Raw genomic sequence first — 16,885 nt, 5'->3', positions numbered from 1 at the left:
AAACAACGTAACAATGACCAGGATAGCTAGGGGGAAGGCAATGGCTGATGGGCAATACGGCATTTTGGTCGTTGAAGACGATTTTCGCATTGCCGATATTCATAGGGCCTTTATTGAGCAGAGTGATGGCTTTTATGTGGTGGGGATGGCGCGCAACGGCAGCGAAGCCAAAGCGCTAATGGTGCAGCATGCCGCCAGCATCCAGTTGATTTTATTGGACGCCTATCTTCCTGACGTTGAGGGCTTAGAGCTGCTGTGGGCGATTCGCCGCGACTATGTGCATGTGGATATCGTCATGGTCACCGCCGCCCGTGAAGTGGAAACCATCAGCGAAGCGCTGCGCGGCGGGGTGTTCGACTACCTTATTAAACCTATTGAAGCCGCGCGCATGACGCAGATGCTGACCCGCTTTCGGCGCGAGCGCGAAGCCTTGGCCAACCGTGCTGAGATGAATCAAGACGAGCTGGATCACGTTCTGGCGCGCCTGCAGCCTGGTGAACCAGCGCGGGCTAAATCGCAAACTCAGTCTCAAGCCCGATTTCAAGCCTTGCCCAAGGGCATTGACCGGCTGACCCTGCGCCGGGTGATTGATGCCCTGGCCGCTGCCCCCGATTCCTTCACCGCGATGCAGATGGCGCACACCATGGGCGCCAGCCGCTCAACCGCGCGGCGTTATTTGGAGTTTTTAGTCGCCGAACAGGCGGTGAGTGCTGAGCTGGGCTATGGTGATGTAGGGAGACCCGAGCGGCGTTATCGGCTGTTGGAGGCGGCACATGCGTGGCTTGAGTCGCTATAAGAATGCCGGCGTGAACAAAATGAACAAAATGCCCATAAAGAACTTTTTGTCTTTTATGCACACAAGCTTGTCGGTCAGGGTGGGGTTCTTCTAACGTTCGCGGCGTGCAGTCTCACAATAAGAAGCACTACACAACAACATCACTGACACGTGGAGAATGCCATGACTCGTAACTCTTCCCTGAAACTCGTGACCCTGCTGGCTCTTCCGCTGGCTGCCGTTACCTTTTCCAGCACCGCAGCAGCGTTTGAACCGGAAGGTAAGGTGGAGTGTATCGCGCCATCTGACCCGGGCGGCGGCTGGGACTTTACCTGTCGCAGTGTGGGTAATGTCATGCAGGAACTTGATCTAGTGCCGGCGAATGTACAAACCATCAACATGGCTGGCGCTGGTGGCGGTGTGGCGTTTGCCCATACCGTCAGCAAGCGCGCTGGCGATGACCATCTGCTGGTTGCAGCCTCTACTGCCACGACCACTCGTCTGGCCCAAGGGCAGTTCCCCGGGTTGACTGCCGATCAGGTCAATTGGATCGGTGCCTTAGGGGCGGATTACGGGATTATCGCCGTGGCCGCTGATTCCGAGATCGATGACCTTAATGAATTGATGGATTCACTCAAGGAAGACCCGCGCAGCGTTAAGTTCGCCGGCGGTAGCGCTAAGGGTGGTTGGGATCATCTCAAAGTGCTGATTGCCGCTCAGGCAGCCGATGTCGAGAATCTTCCGCGCATTGCCTACCTGTCGTACAACAATGGTGGCGAAGCGTTAACCCAGGTGATCGGTGGGCACGTGGACGCCTTTACCGGTGATATCACCGAAGCCCAAGGGTTTATGGAATCCGGCGACTTGCGCGTCCTGGCGGTGCTTTCCGAAGAGCGTCTGCCCGGCGACCTAGCTGACATCCCCACCGCCCGTGAGCAAGGTATCGACGCCCTTGGCCCTAACTGGCGCGGCTTTTATATGCCTGCGGATGTCTCCGAAGAAGCTGAAACATATTGGACCGATGCCATGGACACTATTTACCAGAGTGAAGAGTGGCAGAGTGTCATGAAGCAGAATGGTTTGATGCCTTTCCACATGACCGCTGGTGAGTTTGAAGAGTTCGTACTCAACCAGATCAATGACATTGAGCAGCTTTCTAAAGATATTGGGCTAATTCAATAATGACCTTTAACGACCGCATCTTTGGGGTCTTGATGATCGTCCTGGCCGTCGCGTACGGCTGGGCCGCGACTCAGTTCCCGGAGCCGTTTGGTGGGGCCGAAGCCGTTGGCCCTGACACTTTTCCGAAGCTGCTGGCTGTGGTGCTGGCAATTTCCAGCCTTTATCTGATCGTACGCCCTGATCCCGATAACGCCTGGCCTTGGAGCCGTACCGGTATCGAGCTAATTATCGCCGTAGTGGTGCTGATCTTTTACGCCATGCTGCTTCAGCCGCTGGGCTTCATTATTAGCACCACGTTGGCGGTGGGAACGCTTTGCTGGCGCATGGGGGCTCGACCACGGAATGCTTACATAACCGGGGCAGTCTCGGCAGTGGTGGTGTATTTCCTGTTCAGTTTTGCACTTGATCTCGCCTTGCCGCTGGGTCTGTTGTCATTCCTGGAGGTGAACTGATGGAAACTCTAGGTTATCTGATAGATGGTTTTGGCGTTGCTCTGCAGCCCCATAACCTGATGTTCGCCCTGCTGGGTGCTTTTCTAGGCACCTTGATCGGTGCCTTGCCGGGGTTAGGCCCAGCCAATGGTGTGGCCATCCTGATTCCGCTGGCATTCAGCTTGGGGCTCGCGCCAGAAACCGCCCTGATCATGCTGACCTCAGTGTATGCGGGTGCCATGTACGGTGGGCGTATTTCGTCGATTCTGTTGAATATTCCTGGCGATGAACCGGCTATGATGACCTGTCTTGACGGCTATCCTATGGCCCAAAAGGGCAAGGCGTCCGAGGCACTGGCTATCTCTGCCGTGGCCTCCTTTATCGGTAGTCTCATCGCCACCATTGGTTTGATTCTGCTGGCGCCACTGCTGGCTAATTTCGCGCTAACGTTCGGCCCGGCAGAATATTTCGCGCTCTTCATGTTGGCGTTTGCCACGCTGGGTGGCATCACTGGCAAGAACCCTATCAAAACGGTGGTCGCCGCCTGTATTGGCCTAATGATCGCCACGGTGGGTATCGACAATACCGGTGTGCAGCGCTACACCTTCGGCGTGCTCGAACTCTTTGAAGGCGTGGACTTCATCATTGCTATCGTCGGTTTGTTTGCCATTTCTGAGCTGTTGTTCTTCATTGAAGAGCGCGCCGGTGGCGGTAAGGAAAAGATGAAGGTCAACAAGCTCTCGCTCTCCTGGAAGGATATCCGCGACATTCTTCCCACCAGCTTCCGCGGCGGGGTGCTGGGTTTTGTGGCCGGTGTGCTACCGGGTGCCGGGGCGTCGTTGGGTAGTTTCATCAGCTATACGCTTGAAAAGCGTGTGCTGGGCAAGAAAGGCGCTTTTGGCACCGGCGACCCACGCGGTGTGGCGGCTCCCGAAGCTGGCAACAACGCCGCTTCGAGCGGTGCCCTGGTTCCCATGCTAACCCTGGGTGTGCCGGGTAGTGGTACTACCGCAGTACTATTAGCGTTGTTGATTTCGCTTAATATCACCCCTGGGCCGCTGATGTTCACCCAGAATGCCGACATCGTCTGGGGCGTGATCGCAGCGCTATTGATCGGTAACTTTTTGCTGCTGATCCTTAACATTCCGTTGGTGGGCATCTTCGTCAAGTTGCTGTCCGTACCGCCGATGTACCTGCTGCCGATCGTCACGATGATCGCTTTCGTGGGTATCTACTCGATCAGTAACACCATCTTTGACCTCTACTTCATGGTGGCCTTTGGGGTGGGCGGTTACGTCCTGCGCAAGCTTGAGATTCCGCTGGTGCCAGTGATTCTTGGCTTGTTGCTGGGGCCCGAGATGGAGAAGAACCTGCGCCATGCCATGGATATCTCCGACGGCGACTGGATGATTCTTTGGGATAGCGGTCTGGCTATCGGCCTTTGGGTCTTTGCTGGATTGGGCTTGATCTTGCCTTATATTGTGGGTCCTCTCCTGCGTCGTGGGATGAAGGGAGCAACGCCTACGTCAGGCTCGCCTGAAAGCGATTAATACTTAAATAAGTCATCTTGAGCAACGGGCGCCGACGAAAGTCGGCGCTTTTTACTTCTGGGTAGCGAACTACACAAAGGTGCTGAAACAGGTGGTGAGTTGGCTCGGGCTGGAAGGGCATCGTCAGGGCCATACTCTAACTCGGCGGTGGCGTCGGGCGCGCGTCCGGGTGATAGTGGCCTCGTCTTTTGAGTAGTATCGCTGTAGGATCCATATTTTCGCTATCTTACCAACGGAGATCACCATGTTCATGCGCTATGCAACGCTGTTAACGGCTCTTCTCTTAATCAGTTCCCCGCTGCTGGCTGCCCACCACGACCACGGTGACGACCAGCACGACGCCATGCCAGGGCAGGCTTCGCATATGGAAGTGGTGCAACCCTGGGCTCGAGCCACGCCGCCAGGAGCCGCTACGGGCGGCGGTTTCGTGACGATAACAAACCGTGGTGAGGCGAGTGACACCTTAGTAGGCGCTACTAGCTCACTTACTGATCGGGTTGAGATCCATATCATGGAGATGGATGGCGACGTCATGCGTATGCAGCATCTCCCTGGTGGGATTGAGATCCCCGCAGGTGAAACGGTAACCCTGGCGCCTGGTGGCCTACACCTGATGTTTATGGCGCTATCTTCACCGATTGAAGAAGGTCAGCCCATCTATGTGACGCTGGATTTTCAACACGCCGGAAGTATCGAGACCGAACTCCAGGTGCTACCGGTAGGCGCTTCGCCTGAGGGAGAAGGTGCACGCGTTGACCACCATGGCGATCATCACCATGAGGCGCATGAATAAGGGACTGTTAAATAACGGCCAACATGCCGCCGTCGACATAAATGATCTGTCCATTGACGTAGCTCGACGCCGGGGAGGCGAGGTAAACCACGGTGCCGACAAGATCTTCAGGAACGCCCCAGCGTTTGGAAGGGGTGCGATTAATCAGCCAGTCATTGAATTTTGGGTCATCAACCAGCGGTTGGGTCATTTCCGTGATCATGTAACCTGGGCCGATAGCGTTGGTCTGAATACCATGCTCGGCCCATTCCGCTGCCATGGATTGGGTCAATAAACGCACCCCGCCTTTGGAAGCTGTATAAGCACCCACCGTTGACCGCGCGACAGAGCTCATTAGTGACCCAATATTAATAATTTTACCGCCCTTACCGCGTTCAATCATTTGCCGAGCAACATTACGGCCCAGTAGAAAGGTACTGGTCAGGTTAGTGTTAATGACCTTATCCCACTGGTCGAGTTCGACCTCAAGCAGCGGGCGGCGGAGCTGCATACCTGCGTTATTGACCAGTATATCGATACTGATTCCATCGTCTTTCAGCGCTTCAAGTGCCTGCTCTATGGCGGCCTCGTCGGCAACATCAAACGAGGTTGTGAGCACATTATGGCCTTCCTCGGAGAGAGTGTTGCGCGCAGCTTCAAGTTTGTCATGATTACGCCCATGGATAATGATTTGAGCGCCCGACTGCGCCAGCCCGCGAGCCATCGCGAGCCCTAAGCCGCCAGATGAGCCGGTAATCAGCGCCGTGCGGCCTGTTAGATCGAACAACGTCATCGTTCTCATTCCTTGCATGATTGTTTTGCGATATGCCTTTTAAAGACTAACTCAGCTAGGCCCTGGCTGCTCAATCGACCCGCGTAATAGGCTGGCGACTTGGGTCAATATGCCATGGTAGGCCAAGACGGGTATTGCGTTCCAGTTCGGCAATCACCTGGGCGCCGAGCAGTAAAATGATGGTGCCCACTTCCAAGCTGATCAGCACGATCACCAGCGTGGCCAGCGAGCCGTAAACTGCATTGACGAACGACAGATTGACGAAATAGTAGACCAATAACAATCGTACACCCTCCCACATCAGCGCCGCTACGAAGCCTCCCACTAGCGCTCGGCGTAAGGCGATCTGTACCACTGGAAGCACTTTGTAAATGGCGCTGAAGAGTAGAAAGACGCCGATGAAACTGGCTAGATTAAGCACCGGTTCTGACAGCCCGGCCAATGGCAGTTCACGGTCGAAAAGCAGCATTACCAAGGTATTGAGCGAGCTGGCCAGAGTGACGACCAGTGTCAGTACCATCAGCCCAGCCCCCAGTACCACCATAAAGGCGTAAGGCAGCATCACTGATACCCAGACGCTGCGCTTGATATGAGGGCTCTCTGGGGCATGAAAAATGATCGCTAGAGCGTCTTCCAGCATACGAAAAGCGAATGAGCTGAACAGTAACAGAATGGGAAAGCTTAGAATGCCGATCACATCACGGGATTCGAGCAGGCTGCGCACGGCCTCCAACAACACCTCGGCGTGGGCGGGCGCCATGTGGCGGGCCTGGATGGCTAACACATTGAGTAGGTGCTGCTGATCCACCACTTGAGTCAATAGCACCACGAGCAGCGCAAATAGCGGCACTATGGAGAGCAAAATGTTATAGCCCACGCCACCCGCCAGCAGGACGCCGTGGTTTTTGAGGAAATTGCGTAAGACACGCCAAGCAAAGTGAGCCAACTGAGGGAGCAGGAGCAAGGCAGCGCTAAAAAATGCGTGTTTTCGAACCATGCGGGCCATTCTCCTTGTGCACTTGGAGCATGATACGCTGATGGCGATAGCAAGTAATAAGTCAGGCAAGAAAATGCCTAGCCATAACAACAAAAAGGTCGCCCTGACCAGGCGGTAGAAAGGTCAGGACAATCTCAACCCTCTTCAAAATCGGCAGCACCTCGCACATCGGAAAATGAGAGGCGCTAACGAGCGATGATTAGTCAGGGCGGCTAACTACCTGACCAGCCCAGCAAAATCGGCACGTAGACCACCAATAGCAAAACCCCGATCAGCCCCAGCAGGTAAGGAATGATCGCGCGGGTAATGCGCTCCAGCGGCAGCTGGGTGATTGATGAGGCCACATAGAGGTTGATCGCCACTGGCGGGGTAATCATGCCGATTGAGAGTCCCACCACGATAATCAAACCAAAGTGGATCGGATCAATCCCCAACTGCAACACCAGCGGTAGCAGCACCGGTGTGAGGATAATCAGCGCACTGGCGGTTTCAATAAACACCCCGGTGAGCAGGATAATCCCCACAATCAACAGCATAATCACGTAAGGGTTGGTAGACAGCGATAGCACCGCCTGAGCAATCGCCCCCGGCACCTGCCAGCTAGACAGCGTCCAACTCAACACCGCCGACATGGCAATCACCAGCATAATCACCGCGGTGGTCATCGCCGAACGAATCAGCAGCTTATAAACCTGCGGCAGGGTCAGGTCACGATACACAAACAGCGATACCAGCATGGCGTAGTTCACCGCCACCACGGCTGCTTCTGAAGGCGTGAAGATGCCCGAGAAGATACCCCCGAGGATAATCACCGGCGTCATTAATCCCCAACTGGCGTCTTTAAAGGTATGCCAGATGGTGGTTAGCGAGAGCGGTGTGCCCTTGGGGTACTGGCGCTTATACGCCTGAGCAATGGCAATGGCCATTAATCCTAGCCCCATCGCCAGACCCGGTAAAAAACCGTTTAGAAATAGCTTGGAAACGGACTGCTGAGCGATCACTGCGTAGATGATCATCGGCACCGAGGGCGGAATCACCACCCCTATCGTGCCGCTGGCGGCGATCAAGCTGGCCGCCGATGCCGGGTCGTAGCCTTTGCGCTTAAGCTCCGGCACTAGGCTAGAGCCCACCGCGGCGGTCGTTGCTGCGCCAGAACCGGAGATTGCCGCAAAGAACATGCCCGCCATCACCGAGACCACCGAGAGCCCGCCGCGCATAAAGCCGACTAATGAATCAGCAAAGCTGACCAGCTTTTCGCTCACCTTGCCCTGGGCCATTAAATCCCCAGCGAGGATAAACATCGGGATCGCGACCAGAGCAAAGGAGTTGATGCCCTGGAACATCTGCTGGGTGACCACCATCAGCGGCACGCCGGATTGATAGAGGGCATAGAGCGTGCTGGCGCCAATCGCAAAGGCAATTGGCACGCCCAGCAGCATAAACAGGAAGAACAGCCCAAACAGCAGCAGCGTCATAGCGACTCCTCCTGGGGTTGGGAGGTTTCACCGTTAATCAGCAGCTCGATGATATCGACCAGCGCGTACCAGGCCATAATCGCTGCACAGATCGGCATCACCGCGTAGACGTAAGTCATCGAAAGCCGCAGCGAGGCGGATTTCTGAAAGCTCTGTACCTGCATATAGCGGTAGCCGATCACGATCAGCGTGATCATAAACGCCAAAACAATCAGCAGGGCGGCAAGCCGGGCGATTTGGCGCAGGCGGCCGGGCAGGGCATCCACCACAAAGGTCACGGCAATGTGTCGCCCGCGCTGAAACGCCAAGGTGCCGGCTAAGAAGGTGATCCACACCAGTAGAAAGCGGGCGACCTCTTCAGTCCAGCCCACGGCGGTAAACAGCACCCGCGAAACAATCTGCAGGGTAATCACCCCAATCAGCGCCGCCATGGCCGCAAAGACCACGGGCTGTAGAATGGCGTCCAGAAAGCGTTCAGTACGCTGTAGCAACATTACCAATGGATGCGTGTGAGTGGGCACTTACTTCACTTCCTCCTGGATGCGTTGCAGATAGTCGCCGAACTGATCACCGTACTTCTCATACACCGGGGCAACGGCTTCCTGAAAGGCGGCGATATCGGGCGACTCATTAATTTCCATGCCGGCCTCTGCCAGTTCGGCTAACTGCTCGGCTTCCATGATGGCATTTTGTTCTCTGGCATAGGTAGAAGCTTCGCTGGCGGCATCGAGTACGATCTCCTGAACCTCCTCTTGAAGGCCGTTCCAGGCGGGTAAGCTCATAATGAAAATCGCTGGCGCGTAGATGTGCCGAGTCATGGTGAGGTAGTCCTGGGTTTCCGCCAGGTTAAAGGCATGGATGGCGTTAACCGGGTTTTCCTGACCATCAATCGTGCCTTGTTGCAGGGCGGTCAGCGCTTCTGTCCACGCCATGGGCACGGCATTGGCGCCGAGTTCCCGGAACGTATCCACATAGACCTCGTTCTCGATGACGCGCAGTGTCAGGCCTTCGAGATCCTCGGGCGCATTAATCGCGTTCTGGCTATTGGTGATATTACGAAAGCCGCGCTCAGCAAATGCCAGCCCTTTAAGGTTCACATCCTCTAACTTGCCCAGTATTTCCTGGCCAATCTCACCATCCAGCACGGAGTAGGCAGATTCGGCGGAAGGGAAGAGGAAAGGCAGCTCAAAAACCGAGAACTCATCAACGAAGTTGGCCACGGGCCCGTTGGTGATCACGCCCATATCGACGGTGCCGATCTGCATTCCTTCCAGAATAGTGCGCTCGTCTCCCAGAGAGGCGTTGGGGAAGATCTCGACAGAGACCGCACCGTCGGTCTGTTCGCTGACTAACTGCTGAAACCGTTCAGCGGCGATATGGTAAGTATCTTCTGTATTCACCACGGTTGCTAAGCGCAGGTTGGTAGGGGTTATTTCCTCGGCGTGGGCCATGAGCGGTAAACCAAGCAGGCCAGCGCATAGCAATGTCAATTTTAACTGTTTGAATTTGCTTGTATTACAGGATGCGGCGTGAGCGGTAAAACGGGCGCGGTTATTCACATTATCTCCTAGTGGTGGCTGTTCTTATGGTCTTATTGGGCTTCATCTATATCACATCGAACTAACAGGGCAAATTACTTATTTTCATTCCACCATTCGCGATAATAATCCAAAAAATCTTTATAGATCTGGGGCTTGAGAGTGGTGATGGTTAGCGCTAGCCTGCAAACATTACGATTGATTAAATGCCTTGGAAGGTAATTGTAAGGCTTAGTCGATGGCTAAGTCTTGCTACCCATGGCAACGCCAGCTAAAACAGGAATAACCAATGGATAAGTTGCTTAACGACCTAGTTGCGGTAGTCGGCCCAGAAGGCGTGCTGCTCGGTGAAGATGTCTCCCAGCGTAGTGTCGACTGGTTTACCGGGGCGCCCTGTCGTGCCAAGGCCATTGTAAGGCCCCGCAATACCGAACAGCTCAGCCGGGTGATGGCCTTATGCTACCAGGCTGACCAGCTGGTGGTGACCCATGGCGGCATGACCGGCATTGTGCACGGGGGTGAAGCCAGCCCCGAGGAGCTGGTGGTTTCCCTGGAACTGATGAACCAGATCGAAGAGGTCGACCTGGTCGGTTCTACGATTCAGGTTCAGGCCGGAGTGACGCTCCAGCGTGTGCAGGAAGCCGCGGCAGAGATCGATATGCAGTTTCCGCTCGACCTCGGCGCCCGGGGCTCGTGCACCATTGGCGGCAATATCGCCACCAATGCCGGGGGAATACGGGTCATTCGCTACGGCATGATGCGCCAGCAAGTGCTGGGACTGGAAGCCGTACTCAGCGACGGCACCGTGGTCAGCTCGCTGAACAAAATGCTCAAGAATAACGCTGGCTATGACCTCAAGCAGCTATTTATCGGTAGCGAAGGCACGCTGGGTATCGTCACCCGCGCAGTACTCCGGCTGCAGCCACATATGCCCAGCGAACAAACCGCGCTGGTCGCGGTGCCCTCCTTCGATGCCTTGACCCAGCTGTTACGCAAGGTCTCCCAAGAGCTCGCCAATAGCCTTAGCGCCTTCGAGGCGTTGTGGAATAGCCACTACAAGCTGGTCACTACCGAGAGCGGCAAGCACGCGCCCCCGTTGGCCGACGACTCGCCTTTCTACGCGATCATCGAAACCCTGGGGCTAGATGACGCCCAGGATGCGGAGCATTTCTCTGAGATTCTGCAAAAGGCGATGGAAGACGGCTTGATCACCGATGCCGTGCTAGCCAGTTCCGGTGCCCAGCGCCAGGGCATCTGGGCGATCCGAGAGGATATCGAAGTGCTGGTGCACCAACTGAAGCCGATGTTCTCCTATGATATCAGCCTGCCGATTCCCCATATGGATGCGTACGTTGATACCCTGGAACAAGACCTCAAGGCGCAGTTTCCGCAAACAGGTAAAATGATCGTGTTCGGCCATCTTGGCGATGGCAACCTGCACATCATGATCACGGTGCGCGACGATAGCTCGCAAAGCCGCCGCCAAGTTGAGCAGTTGGTTTACTCGCCCCTGAAAGAGTACGGCGGCTCGATCTCTGCCGAACACGGCATTGGTCTCGAAAAGCGCGACTACCTAAGTATTTCCCGCTCCAGCGAGGAGATCGCTTTAATGAAGCGCATGAAAGTCGCTCTGGATCCCAAGCTGTTGTTGAATCGTGGCAAAGTCGTGGCGGTGGAGTGAGTTTGGCGGTTTGATTAAGGGTCGCCCAGTGCGGAGGGGGCTGGTGCCATCAGTTCCCGTGTTAATTGCCGCAACCAGTGTATGCCAGGATCGTGATCCTTCCTTTCATCCCAGCACAGGCAGACTTTGAACGCTGGGACGTCCAGGGGCAGAGCGTAGAACTTCAAGCTATTGTTGCGGCAAATGACCCTGGCGGCGCTCTCTGTCACCACGCAGAGCAGCGCTGTGGACACCAATATTTCCTGCAGTGGATTGATGTAGGGCGTCTTGGCGACGATTTTCCGCTCTAACCCCAGCTCCCTCAGTTTTTCATTAATTAACAGCGGGCTGTCTTCACGATGGGACAAAGCGACCTGGGGGGAGTTTAAAAAAGCCTCAAGGGTAATGGCGCTGCTCTCGCCATGAAATGTCGCATCACCCACACAGCCAATCACATCGTCAAACAGGTACTCATGATGCGAGGTGAGCGGCAAGGTTTCGAACTGCACCACCGCCAGGTCGATATCGTGCTCTTGCAGAACCTGCTGGGCGCCTTCCGCGCTAGCGATGCGCGTGGAGAGCATGTTGAAACACAAGTCTGGTGCGTGTTCCAAGCAGTGCTGGATAAGCTTGGGTTGCAGCTGTTGGCTGACATAGTCCACCAAACTGACCCGAAACTCCCGCTTTGATGTGGCAGGCGAAAACTCGTTATTACTGTGAACAGCCTGATCAAGGTAGAACAGCCCTTTGGCTACGGCGGCATCCATCTGCCGGGCAAGCGGGGTCGGTTGCATGCCGTCCAACGTCTTGATGAAAAGCGGGTCGTCCATTAACAGGCGGAGCTTTTTCAGCGAGTGGCTGACGGCCGGTTGCGTCAGGCAGAGCGCTTGTGCGGTGAGCGTCAAACTCCTTTTCCAATACAGCGTGTGAAAAACCAATAGTAAATTGAGATTGATCTTATTGAGCCTGTTCGCCAGCTTCGTATTGGTGGTGTCAGCCATCAGGCGTGTCTCTTGGTTGGAAGGGCCGTCCCGGCGCGGGAACAGCCCTTAGCCACTGCTGTAAAAGCATTTTATCTACTGTCGGGCTTGCCTCGATGGGCAGCAAATTACTTGAGCGCCTCCTGAATGCGCGGTAGGTAGTCACCGAACTGTTCGCCGTACTTCTCATACACCGGCGCGACGGCGGCTTGGAAGGCTTCCATATCTGGATTGTCGTTGATCTCCATGCCTGCATCGCGTAGGGCTTGCAGTTGTTCGGCTTCCATCTCTGCGTTCACTTGGCGCTCATGCTCCGCCGCTTCCTGGGCCGCTGCTAGCAGTACCTCTTGGGCGTTTTCGGGCAGCTGGTTCCAGGCGGGCATACCCATCACAAAAATCGCTGGCGCATAGGTGTGGCGGGAGAGAGTCATGTAGTTCTGGGTTTCATCCAGGTTGAACGAGTGAATCACGTTCACCGGGTTCTCCTGGCCATCGATAGTGCCCTGCTGCATGGCGGTGAGCGCTTCAGTCCACGCCATGGGAATCGCGTTGGCGCCCAGCTCGCGGAAGGTGTCGGTGTACACCGGGTTTTCCATTACCCGAATGCGCAGCCCATCCAAATCTTCCGGCGAATTTACCGCGCGTTGGCTGTTGGTCAGGTTGCGGAAACCGCGCTCTGCGTAGGCCATGCCTTTTAGGTTCACCTCAGAAAGCTTATCAAGCAGCTCCTGGCCAATCGGGCCATCGAGCACTTCGTAAGCGGCTTCCGGGGAAGGGAATAGGAACGGCAGTTCAAACACCGCCATCTCTTCGACAAAGTTGGCTACTGGCCCGTTGGTGATCACGCCCATATCCACAGTGCCGATCTGCATGCCTTCTAATAACGTGCGCTCGTCACCCAGGGTGGCGTTGGGGTAGATCTCGATATCTACCTTGCCGTCGGTGCGCTCTTCTACCAGCTCTTCAAATTTGGTGGCGGCGATGTGGAAACCATCCTGCTCATTGACCACATGGGCCAGGCGCAGAGTGACAGGATCCATATCAGCAAAATCAGCGGCGTTCGCGGCGTTCGCGGCGCTCACCAGCGCCAGTGAGATGCCCAGTGCCAGCGTGCTACGTGCAAATGTTTTCATATTATTGTGTTCCCAATGGACTAAGGTGCAGAAGTGCTCCCAAAGCATGCACCACACCAGGGAAAACGGTCAATTGACTAAAGGTACTCAAGCGCCATACGGCTGGACACAGCGCCCCTGCACAGTTACGATACGCACCCACAAGCGCCTGTAGCTCAGTTGGATAGAGTATCGGCCTCCGAAGCCGAGGGTCGCAGGTTCAAATCCTGCCGGGCGCGCCATAATTTCAAGGGCTTACGTTAACGCGTAGGCCCTTTTTTTGTGTGTGTGCCCAAATGGTGCCCATCTTGTGCCCGCTATGTTCAGTCCTCACAATTAAGCTTATCTTTTATGAATGACTTTCGGCCTTTCAAGGGCACAATGATGGGCACTCCATAATTATTAGGCAATGCCCATCCACTCAGCTAGCTGCTGATTGGCCTTTAATCGTTGGCGTTGCAGTAGAGCGCTATCAAACAGCATATCCAGAGTGGCAGATGAGGTGGCAAGAGGAAGCGCAACGGCAGCTTCGTCATGAAACTGCTGACGAACTATCTTGTCATCGTCTAGGTAGTGCCACCAGTGCAAAATATCTTGCTTGGCTTTCTGCATAACTCCCGCGGAAGGCAAGAGATCGGACTTTGCATGATTGGCTTTTTCAGTGGCAGGTAACAAATTCCACAGATCGTTATTGTTCCAACGCGACCAAGGAAAGCAATGATCTACTGCATAAGTCCAACGGTGTAAATCTTTCTGGGACCAAACACAGGGAAGCGGCGAGGGGTCTTTCAGGCGCTGACTCACCAGTTGGCGAACCTGCTGTGTATTCCGGCGACTTTCCTGCCACTGTAAGGCTTGATGTAGTTTGCCGATATCGTAAGACGCGTCGTAGCGCTGCATAAGTTGCACCCACTCATGCACTATCGCTGGCTCCAGCCAGCAGGCATAGCGGCTCATCGAGTCCCACAGCGAGGTAGGAATACGAAATTTTCCAAAAGAAGCCAGCGTAGCGCTATCGAGTCGAACGGCCTGCTCGCGAATACGTATCCCTTGATAACTACCGTCAAACATGGGGCGAAGGCTGCCGGGCCAGGTAGTAAAGTGGGCAGGCATCTTGAGAATCGTCTGACAAGCATCACGAATGGCGCGCATAACCGTGGCAGCGGCGTTAGGATCGTAAAAAGGTGACCCAATACGCAAATCGTGGGGGGAGACCTGCTTAAGACGATAAAAGTCGTCTTTAGCAAACCCGTAGCCTTTAATGCCGGGTGCTTGACGTAATTGATGTTCTATTAACAAAGGACGGTAAAGCTTAAGCCAAAAAAGGCCTACCGCACCTAGTGGTACCGTAACCCACTCTTCTGTGCGTGAGATCACAATTCCTGGTGCACTGTCAGCTAAGCGCGTCAACGTGCGAAGTAATCCAAGTTTATAAGAAGATGCCTTGTCGTCGTTGACGATAATATGGCGAAGAGAGGGCAGGGCACCGGTGCCATCATCAGGCAATTTAAAAACTCGCAAATGCCAGGCAACAGCTTTGCGGCCAAGTTGATCGCTATTCAAGCTTGCCTGCATTGGCAGCAATGCCAAGTCTTGTGCCCAGCTATCTAATTCAGCCACGTTAACCGGTTGAAACTGACGTTCATCGCTATTCGGGCCTTCGCGGCAGGTAATCACCAGAAGTCCACCGGGCGCCAATAGTGAACAAATCACACGCAAAGCACGTTGCTGTTCAATAGGGGATAAATGCATCCATACCGCTGATACCAGAATTAGTTGAAAGCGCTGTGAAAGCTGGCGGACGCAATTTAAGGCAGGCAAAGTATCGTCAATCCAACTGACATCCCGTTCGTGCGTATGCCTTTGCCCTAGCGTTCTCAGCTTTACCGCTGGCTCTACCGCCATCACCTGCCAACCCCGCTCCGCAAGTGCCTTAGCATCGCGCCCGCTTCCAGCGCCAATATCTAGTGCTAAACCTGCCTGCTCAGGAAGTTGATGCAGCCATTCACCATGGGCATGTTCAAAGCCCAGCGACTGGTACTGGTCAAACAATCGATGAGCGTGGTCGTCGTAGAAACGCATTGACGCTATGAATGGATGGTTATTCGCCATGCCAAATCCTTAGGAAGCAGCCACGGGATAGCACTTAACCTTACCAGTTTTGTGCACCTCAGGGGTGAGTGAGATGCTGGGCACTTCAGCTATCGGCCAAAAGCAGTCAATTAGATTTATCTGATATAATGACGCATTTTTAGATGAAAACCTTATACAAACACTCAAATTGACCGCTCAGTCAATCCTCACAAACCCCAAATATATGACCAGAGTAGCTTTTACCCCTTACATCACTGTCGCCAAGAGCGTTTTCGCGATCGATAACAGACGCTGATCCTGCCAGCGGTCGGCGATTAACTGCACGCCAACCGGCAACCCCGCTTGTCCCGTGTGCAGCGGTAAGTTGAGACACGGCACCCCGAGCAGCGTCCAGGCTCGACAATAGATTGGGTCGCCGGTAGCATGCAGCCCTTCTGGCGCTACACCTGGGGCACTCGCCGCCAGGATTACGTCGGCCTTATCCGCAAACACCCTAGACAGCGCCTGTCTACACTGCTCGGCCGCCAGTAAGGATGCACGATAGTCAATATAGGATGTCGCTGTTCCTTGCTCGATCAACTCAACCAGCTTGACTCCCATCTCTTCGCCATGATGGTGAAATTCACTGGCCAATGTCTGCGCCGCTTCATAAGCTAAAACCACCTTGTGATGCTCAATCAGCTCATCGTAACGAGCATCTAAGGGCAGTGTGAAAACGCTGGCACCGGCCTGCTCCAGTTGTTTTACGGTCAGGGATAGGGCCCGTACGACATCGTAATCAAGCGGCCCCTCACCCGGTAAGTTGCGGAGCCCGACGCGAATGCCCCTAAGATCAGGCAATGCCTTGATGGGGTCAGAACGTGTCAAGGCCGTGAAAGCAGTACAAATATCGTCCATATGTCGAGCAAACCAGCCCAGCGTATCCATCGAGGGAGCAAAGGCCTTGATCCCCGAAAAGGACACCGTGTTGAGAGTAGGCTTGAAGCCGAATACACCGCAGTAACTCGCTGGCCGAATAATGCTTCCGGCCGTCTGTGTCCCCAAGGCAAGGGGCACCATTCCGGCCGCCACTGCAGCGGCCGAGCCACTGGAGGAGCCTCCCGGTGTACGGGAGATATCCAAGGGATTTCTCGTTTTGCCAGGTGTGAAGTAAGCAAACTCCGTGGATACGGTCTTGCCGAGCGGCAGAGCCCCCTGGTGCCTAAGCAAGGTGACCACAGCCGCATCCATGACGGCGCCCGGCGAGACGAGATAGCCCTCCGTTCCCCATGTGGTTGGCATCTCTGCAGTATCGATGATGTCTTTGATGCCTACCGGTACGCCGCGCAATAACTGTCCAGGGCTCGACATGACCTCAGCCGACGTCGACGGCATAAGACATTCCCAGGCTCGGATATCCGTATCGCGCGCCTGAATCTCTGCTTGGCAAGTATGCCACCAGCTAAGCTCATCACATTCACCTCGGGCAACCCGGGCCTGGAAGCTGTCAATCGTATCCTCGCCGCGCTCGATCATGCATGTTCTCT

General features: G+C 55.0%; 15 protein-coding genes and 1 tRNA gene. 7 read left to right on the top strand and 9 right to left on the bottom strand.

The window, feature by feature from the left end; translation table 11 throughout:
- The first annotated feature begins 40 nt into the window (after positions 1-40).
- The 5 genes from ACQE2I_RS16685 to ACQE2I_RS16665 all read left to right on the top strand — a co-directional run bounded on the left by ACQE2I_RS16685 (position 41) and on the right by ACQE2I_RS16665 (position 4,731).
- Entirely contained in the window at positions 41-796 is a 756-nt protein-coding gene (locus ACQE2I_RS16685) for a response regulator (protein WP_427029159.1), read from the top strand.
- Positions 797-958: 162 nt separating this feature from the next.
- Positions 959-1,957, top strand: a complete 999-nt coding sequence (locus ACQE2I_RS16680) for a Bug family tripartite tricarboxylate transporter substrate binding protein (RefSeq protein WP_427029158.1) — start codon at positions 959-961, stop codon at positions 1,955-1,957.
- Positions 1,957-2,409, top strand: coding sequence for a tripartite tricarboxylate transporter TctB family protein (locus ACQE2I_RS16675; protein ID WP_339935658.1), 453 nt, complete (start codon positions 1,957-1,959; stop codon positions 2,407-2,409). Before ACQE2I_RS16680 ends, ACQE2I_RS16675 begins: the two co-directional genes overlap by 1 nt.
- Complete coding sequence (locus ACQE2I_RS16670; protein ID WP_427029157.1) at positions 2,409-3,938, top strand: tripartite tricarboxylate transporter permease; 1,530 nt, start codon at positions 2,409-2,411, stop codon at positions 3,936-3,938. Before ACQE2I_RS16675 ends, ACQE2I_RS16670 begins: the two co-directional genes overlap by 1 nt.
- 244 nt (positions 3,939-4,182) lie before the next feature.
- Entirely contained in the window at positions 4,183-4,731 is a 549-nt protein-coding gene (locus ACQE2I_RS16665) for a copper chaperone PCu(A)C (RefSeq protein ID WP_427029156.1), read from the top strand.
- Between the two features lie 7 nt (positions 4,732-4,738).
- Here the strand turns inward: ACQE2I_RS16665 and ACQE2I_RS16660 are convergent, their stop codons facing one another.
- The 5 genes from ACQE2I_RS16660 to ACQE2I_RS16640 all read right to left on the bottom strand — a co-directional run bounded on the left by ACQE2I_RS16660 (position 4,739) and on the right by ACQE2I_RS16640 (position 9,534).
- Entirely contained in the window at positions 4,739-5,503 is a 765-nt protein-coding gene (locus ACQE2I_RS16660; protein WP_427029155.1) for an SDR family oxidoreductase, read from the bottom strand.
- Between the two features lie 70 nt (positions 5,504-5,573).
- Positions 5,574-6,500 carry a YihY/virulence factor BrkB family protein gene (locus ACQE2I_RS16655; protein ID WP_427029154.1) on the bottom strand — a complete coding sequence of 309 codons (927 nt, stop codon included), beginning with the start codon at positions 6,498-6,500 and terminating at the stop codon, positions 5,574-5,576.
- Between the two features lie 212 nt (positions 6,501-6,712).
- A complete protein-coding gene (locus ACQE2I_RS16650; protein WP_427029153.1) occupies positions 6,713-7,975 on the bottom strand; it encodes a TRAP transporter large permease in 1,263 nt (420 codons plus the stop codon).
- Complete coding sequence (locus ACQE2I_RS16645) at positions 7,972-8,469, bottom strand: TRAP transporter small permease (RefSeq protein ID WP_035555317.1); 498 nt, start codon at positions 8,467-8,469, stop codon at positions 7,972-7,974. Before ACQE2I_RS16645 ends, ACQE2I_RS16650 begins: the two co-directional genes overlap by 4 nt.
- Positions 8,470-8,496: 27 nt before the next feature.
- On the bottom strand, positions 8,497-9,534 hold the full coding sequence (locus ACQE2I_RS16640; protein WP_427029152.1) for a TRAP transporter substrate-binding protein: 1,038 nt from the start codon (positions 9,532-9,534) through the stop codon (positions 8,497-8,499).
- Positions 9,535-9,802: 268 nt separating this feature from the next.
- Here ACQE2I_RS16640 and ACQE2I_RS16635 point away from each other — a divergent pair, with 268 nt between their 5' ends.
- On the top strand, positions 9,803-11,194 hold the full coding sequence (locus ACQE2I_RS16635; RefSeq protein WP_427029151.1) for an FAD-binding oxidoreductase: 1,392 nt from the start codon (positions 9,803-9,805) through the stop codon (positions 11,192-11,194).
- Positions 11,195-11,208: 14 nt separating this feature from the next.
- Here the strand turns inward: ACQE2I_RS16635 and ACQE2I_RS16630 are convergent, their stop codons facing one another.
- Together ACQE2I_RS16630 and ACQE2I_RS16625 are read right to left on the bottom strand one after the other, a co-directional pair.
- Entirely contained in the window at positions 11,209-12,174 is a 966-nt protein-coding gene (locus ACQE2I_RS16630; protein WP_427029150.1) for a LysR family transcriptional regulator, read from the bottom strand.
- Positions 12,175-12,281: 107 nt separating this feature from the next.
- Positions 12,282-13,286, bottom strand: coding sequence for a TRAP transporter substrate-binding protein (locus ACQE2I_RS16625; RefSeq protein ID WP_427029149.1), 1,005 nt, complete (start codon positions 13,284-13,286; stop codon positions 12,282-12,284).
- Positions 13,287-13,430: 144 nt separating this feature from the next.
- On the opposite strand from ACQE2I_RS16625, the gene ACQE2I_RS16620 reads away from it, so the two are divergent.
- Positions 13,431-13,507 (top strand) — tRNA-Arg (locus ACQE2I_RS16620).
- A gap of 160 nt (positions 13,508-13,667) precedes the next feature.
- Here the strand turns inward: ACQE2I_RS16620 and ACQE2I_RS16615 are convergent.
- Together ACQE2I_RS16615 and ACQE2I_RS16610 are read right to left on the bottom strand one after the other, a co-directional pair.
- Positions 13,668-15,377, bottom strand: coding sequence for a methyltransferase domain-containing protein (locus tag ACQE2I_RS16615; protein WP_427029148.1), 1,710 nt, complete (start codon positions 15,375-15,377; stop codon positions 13,668-13,670).
- Positions 15,378-15,605: 228 nt separating this feature from the next.
- Positions 15,606-16,874: an amidase gene (locus ACQE2I_RS16610; RefSeq protein WP_427029147.1), complete on the bottom strand. Its 1,269-nt coding sequence runs from the start codon at positions 16,872-16,874 to the stop codon at positions 15,606-15,608.
- Positions 16,875-16,885 lie beyond the last annotated feature (11 nt).

The organism is Halomonas sp. H2 (genome assembly GCF_050215315.1).
GTDB lineage: Bacteria > Pseudomonadota > Gammaproteobacteria > Pseudomonadales > Halomonadaceae > Vreelandella.
Note: the sequence above shows the minus strand (reverse complement) of the source record. Positions and strands in the feature narration are given on the sequence as shown.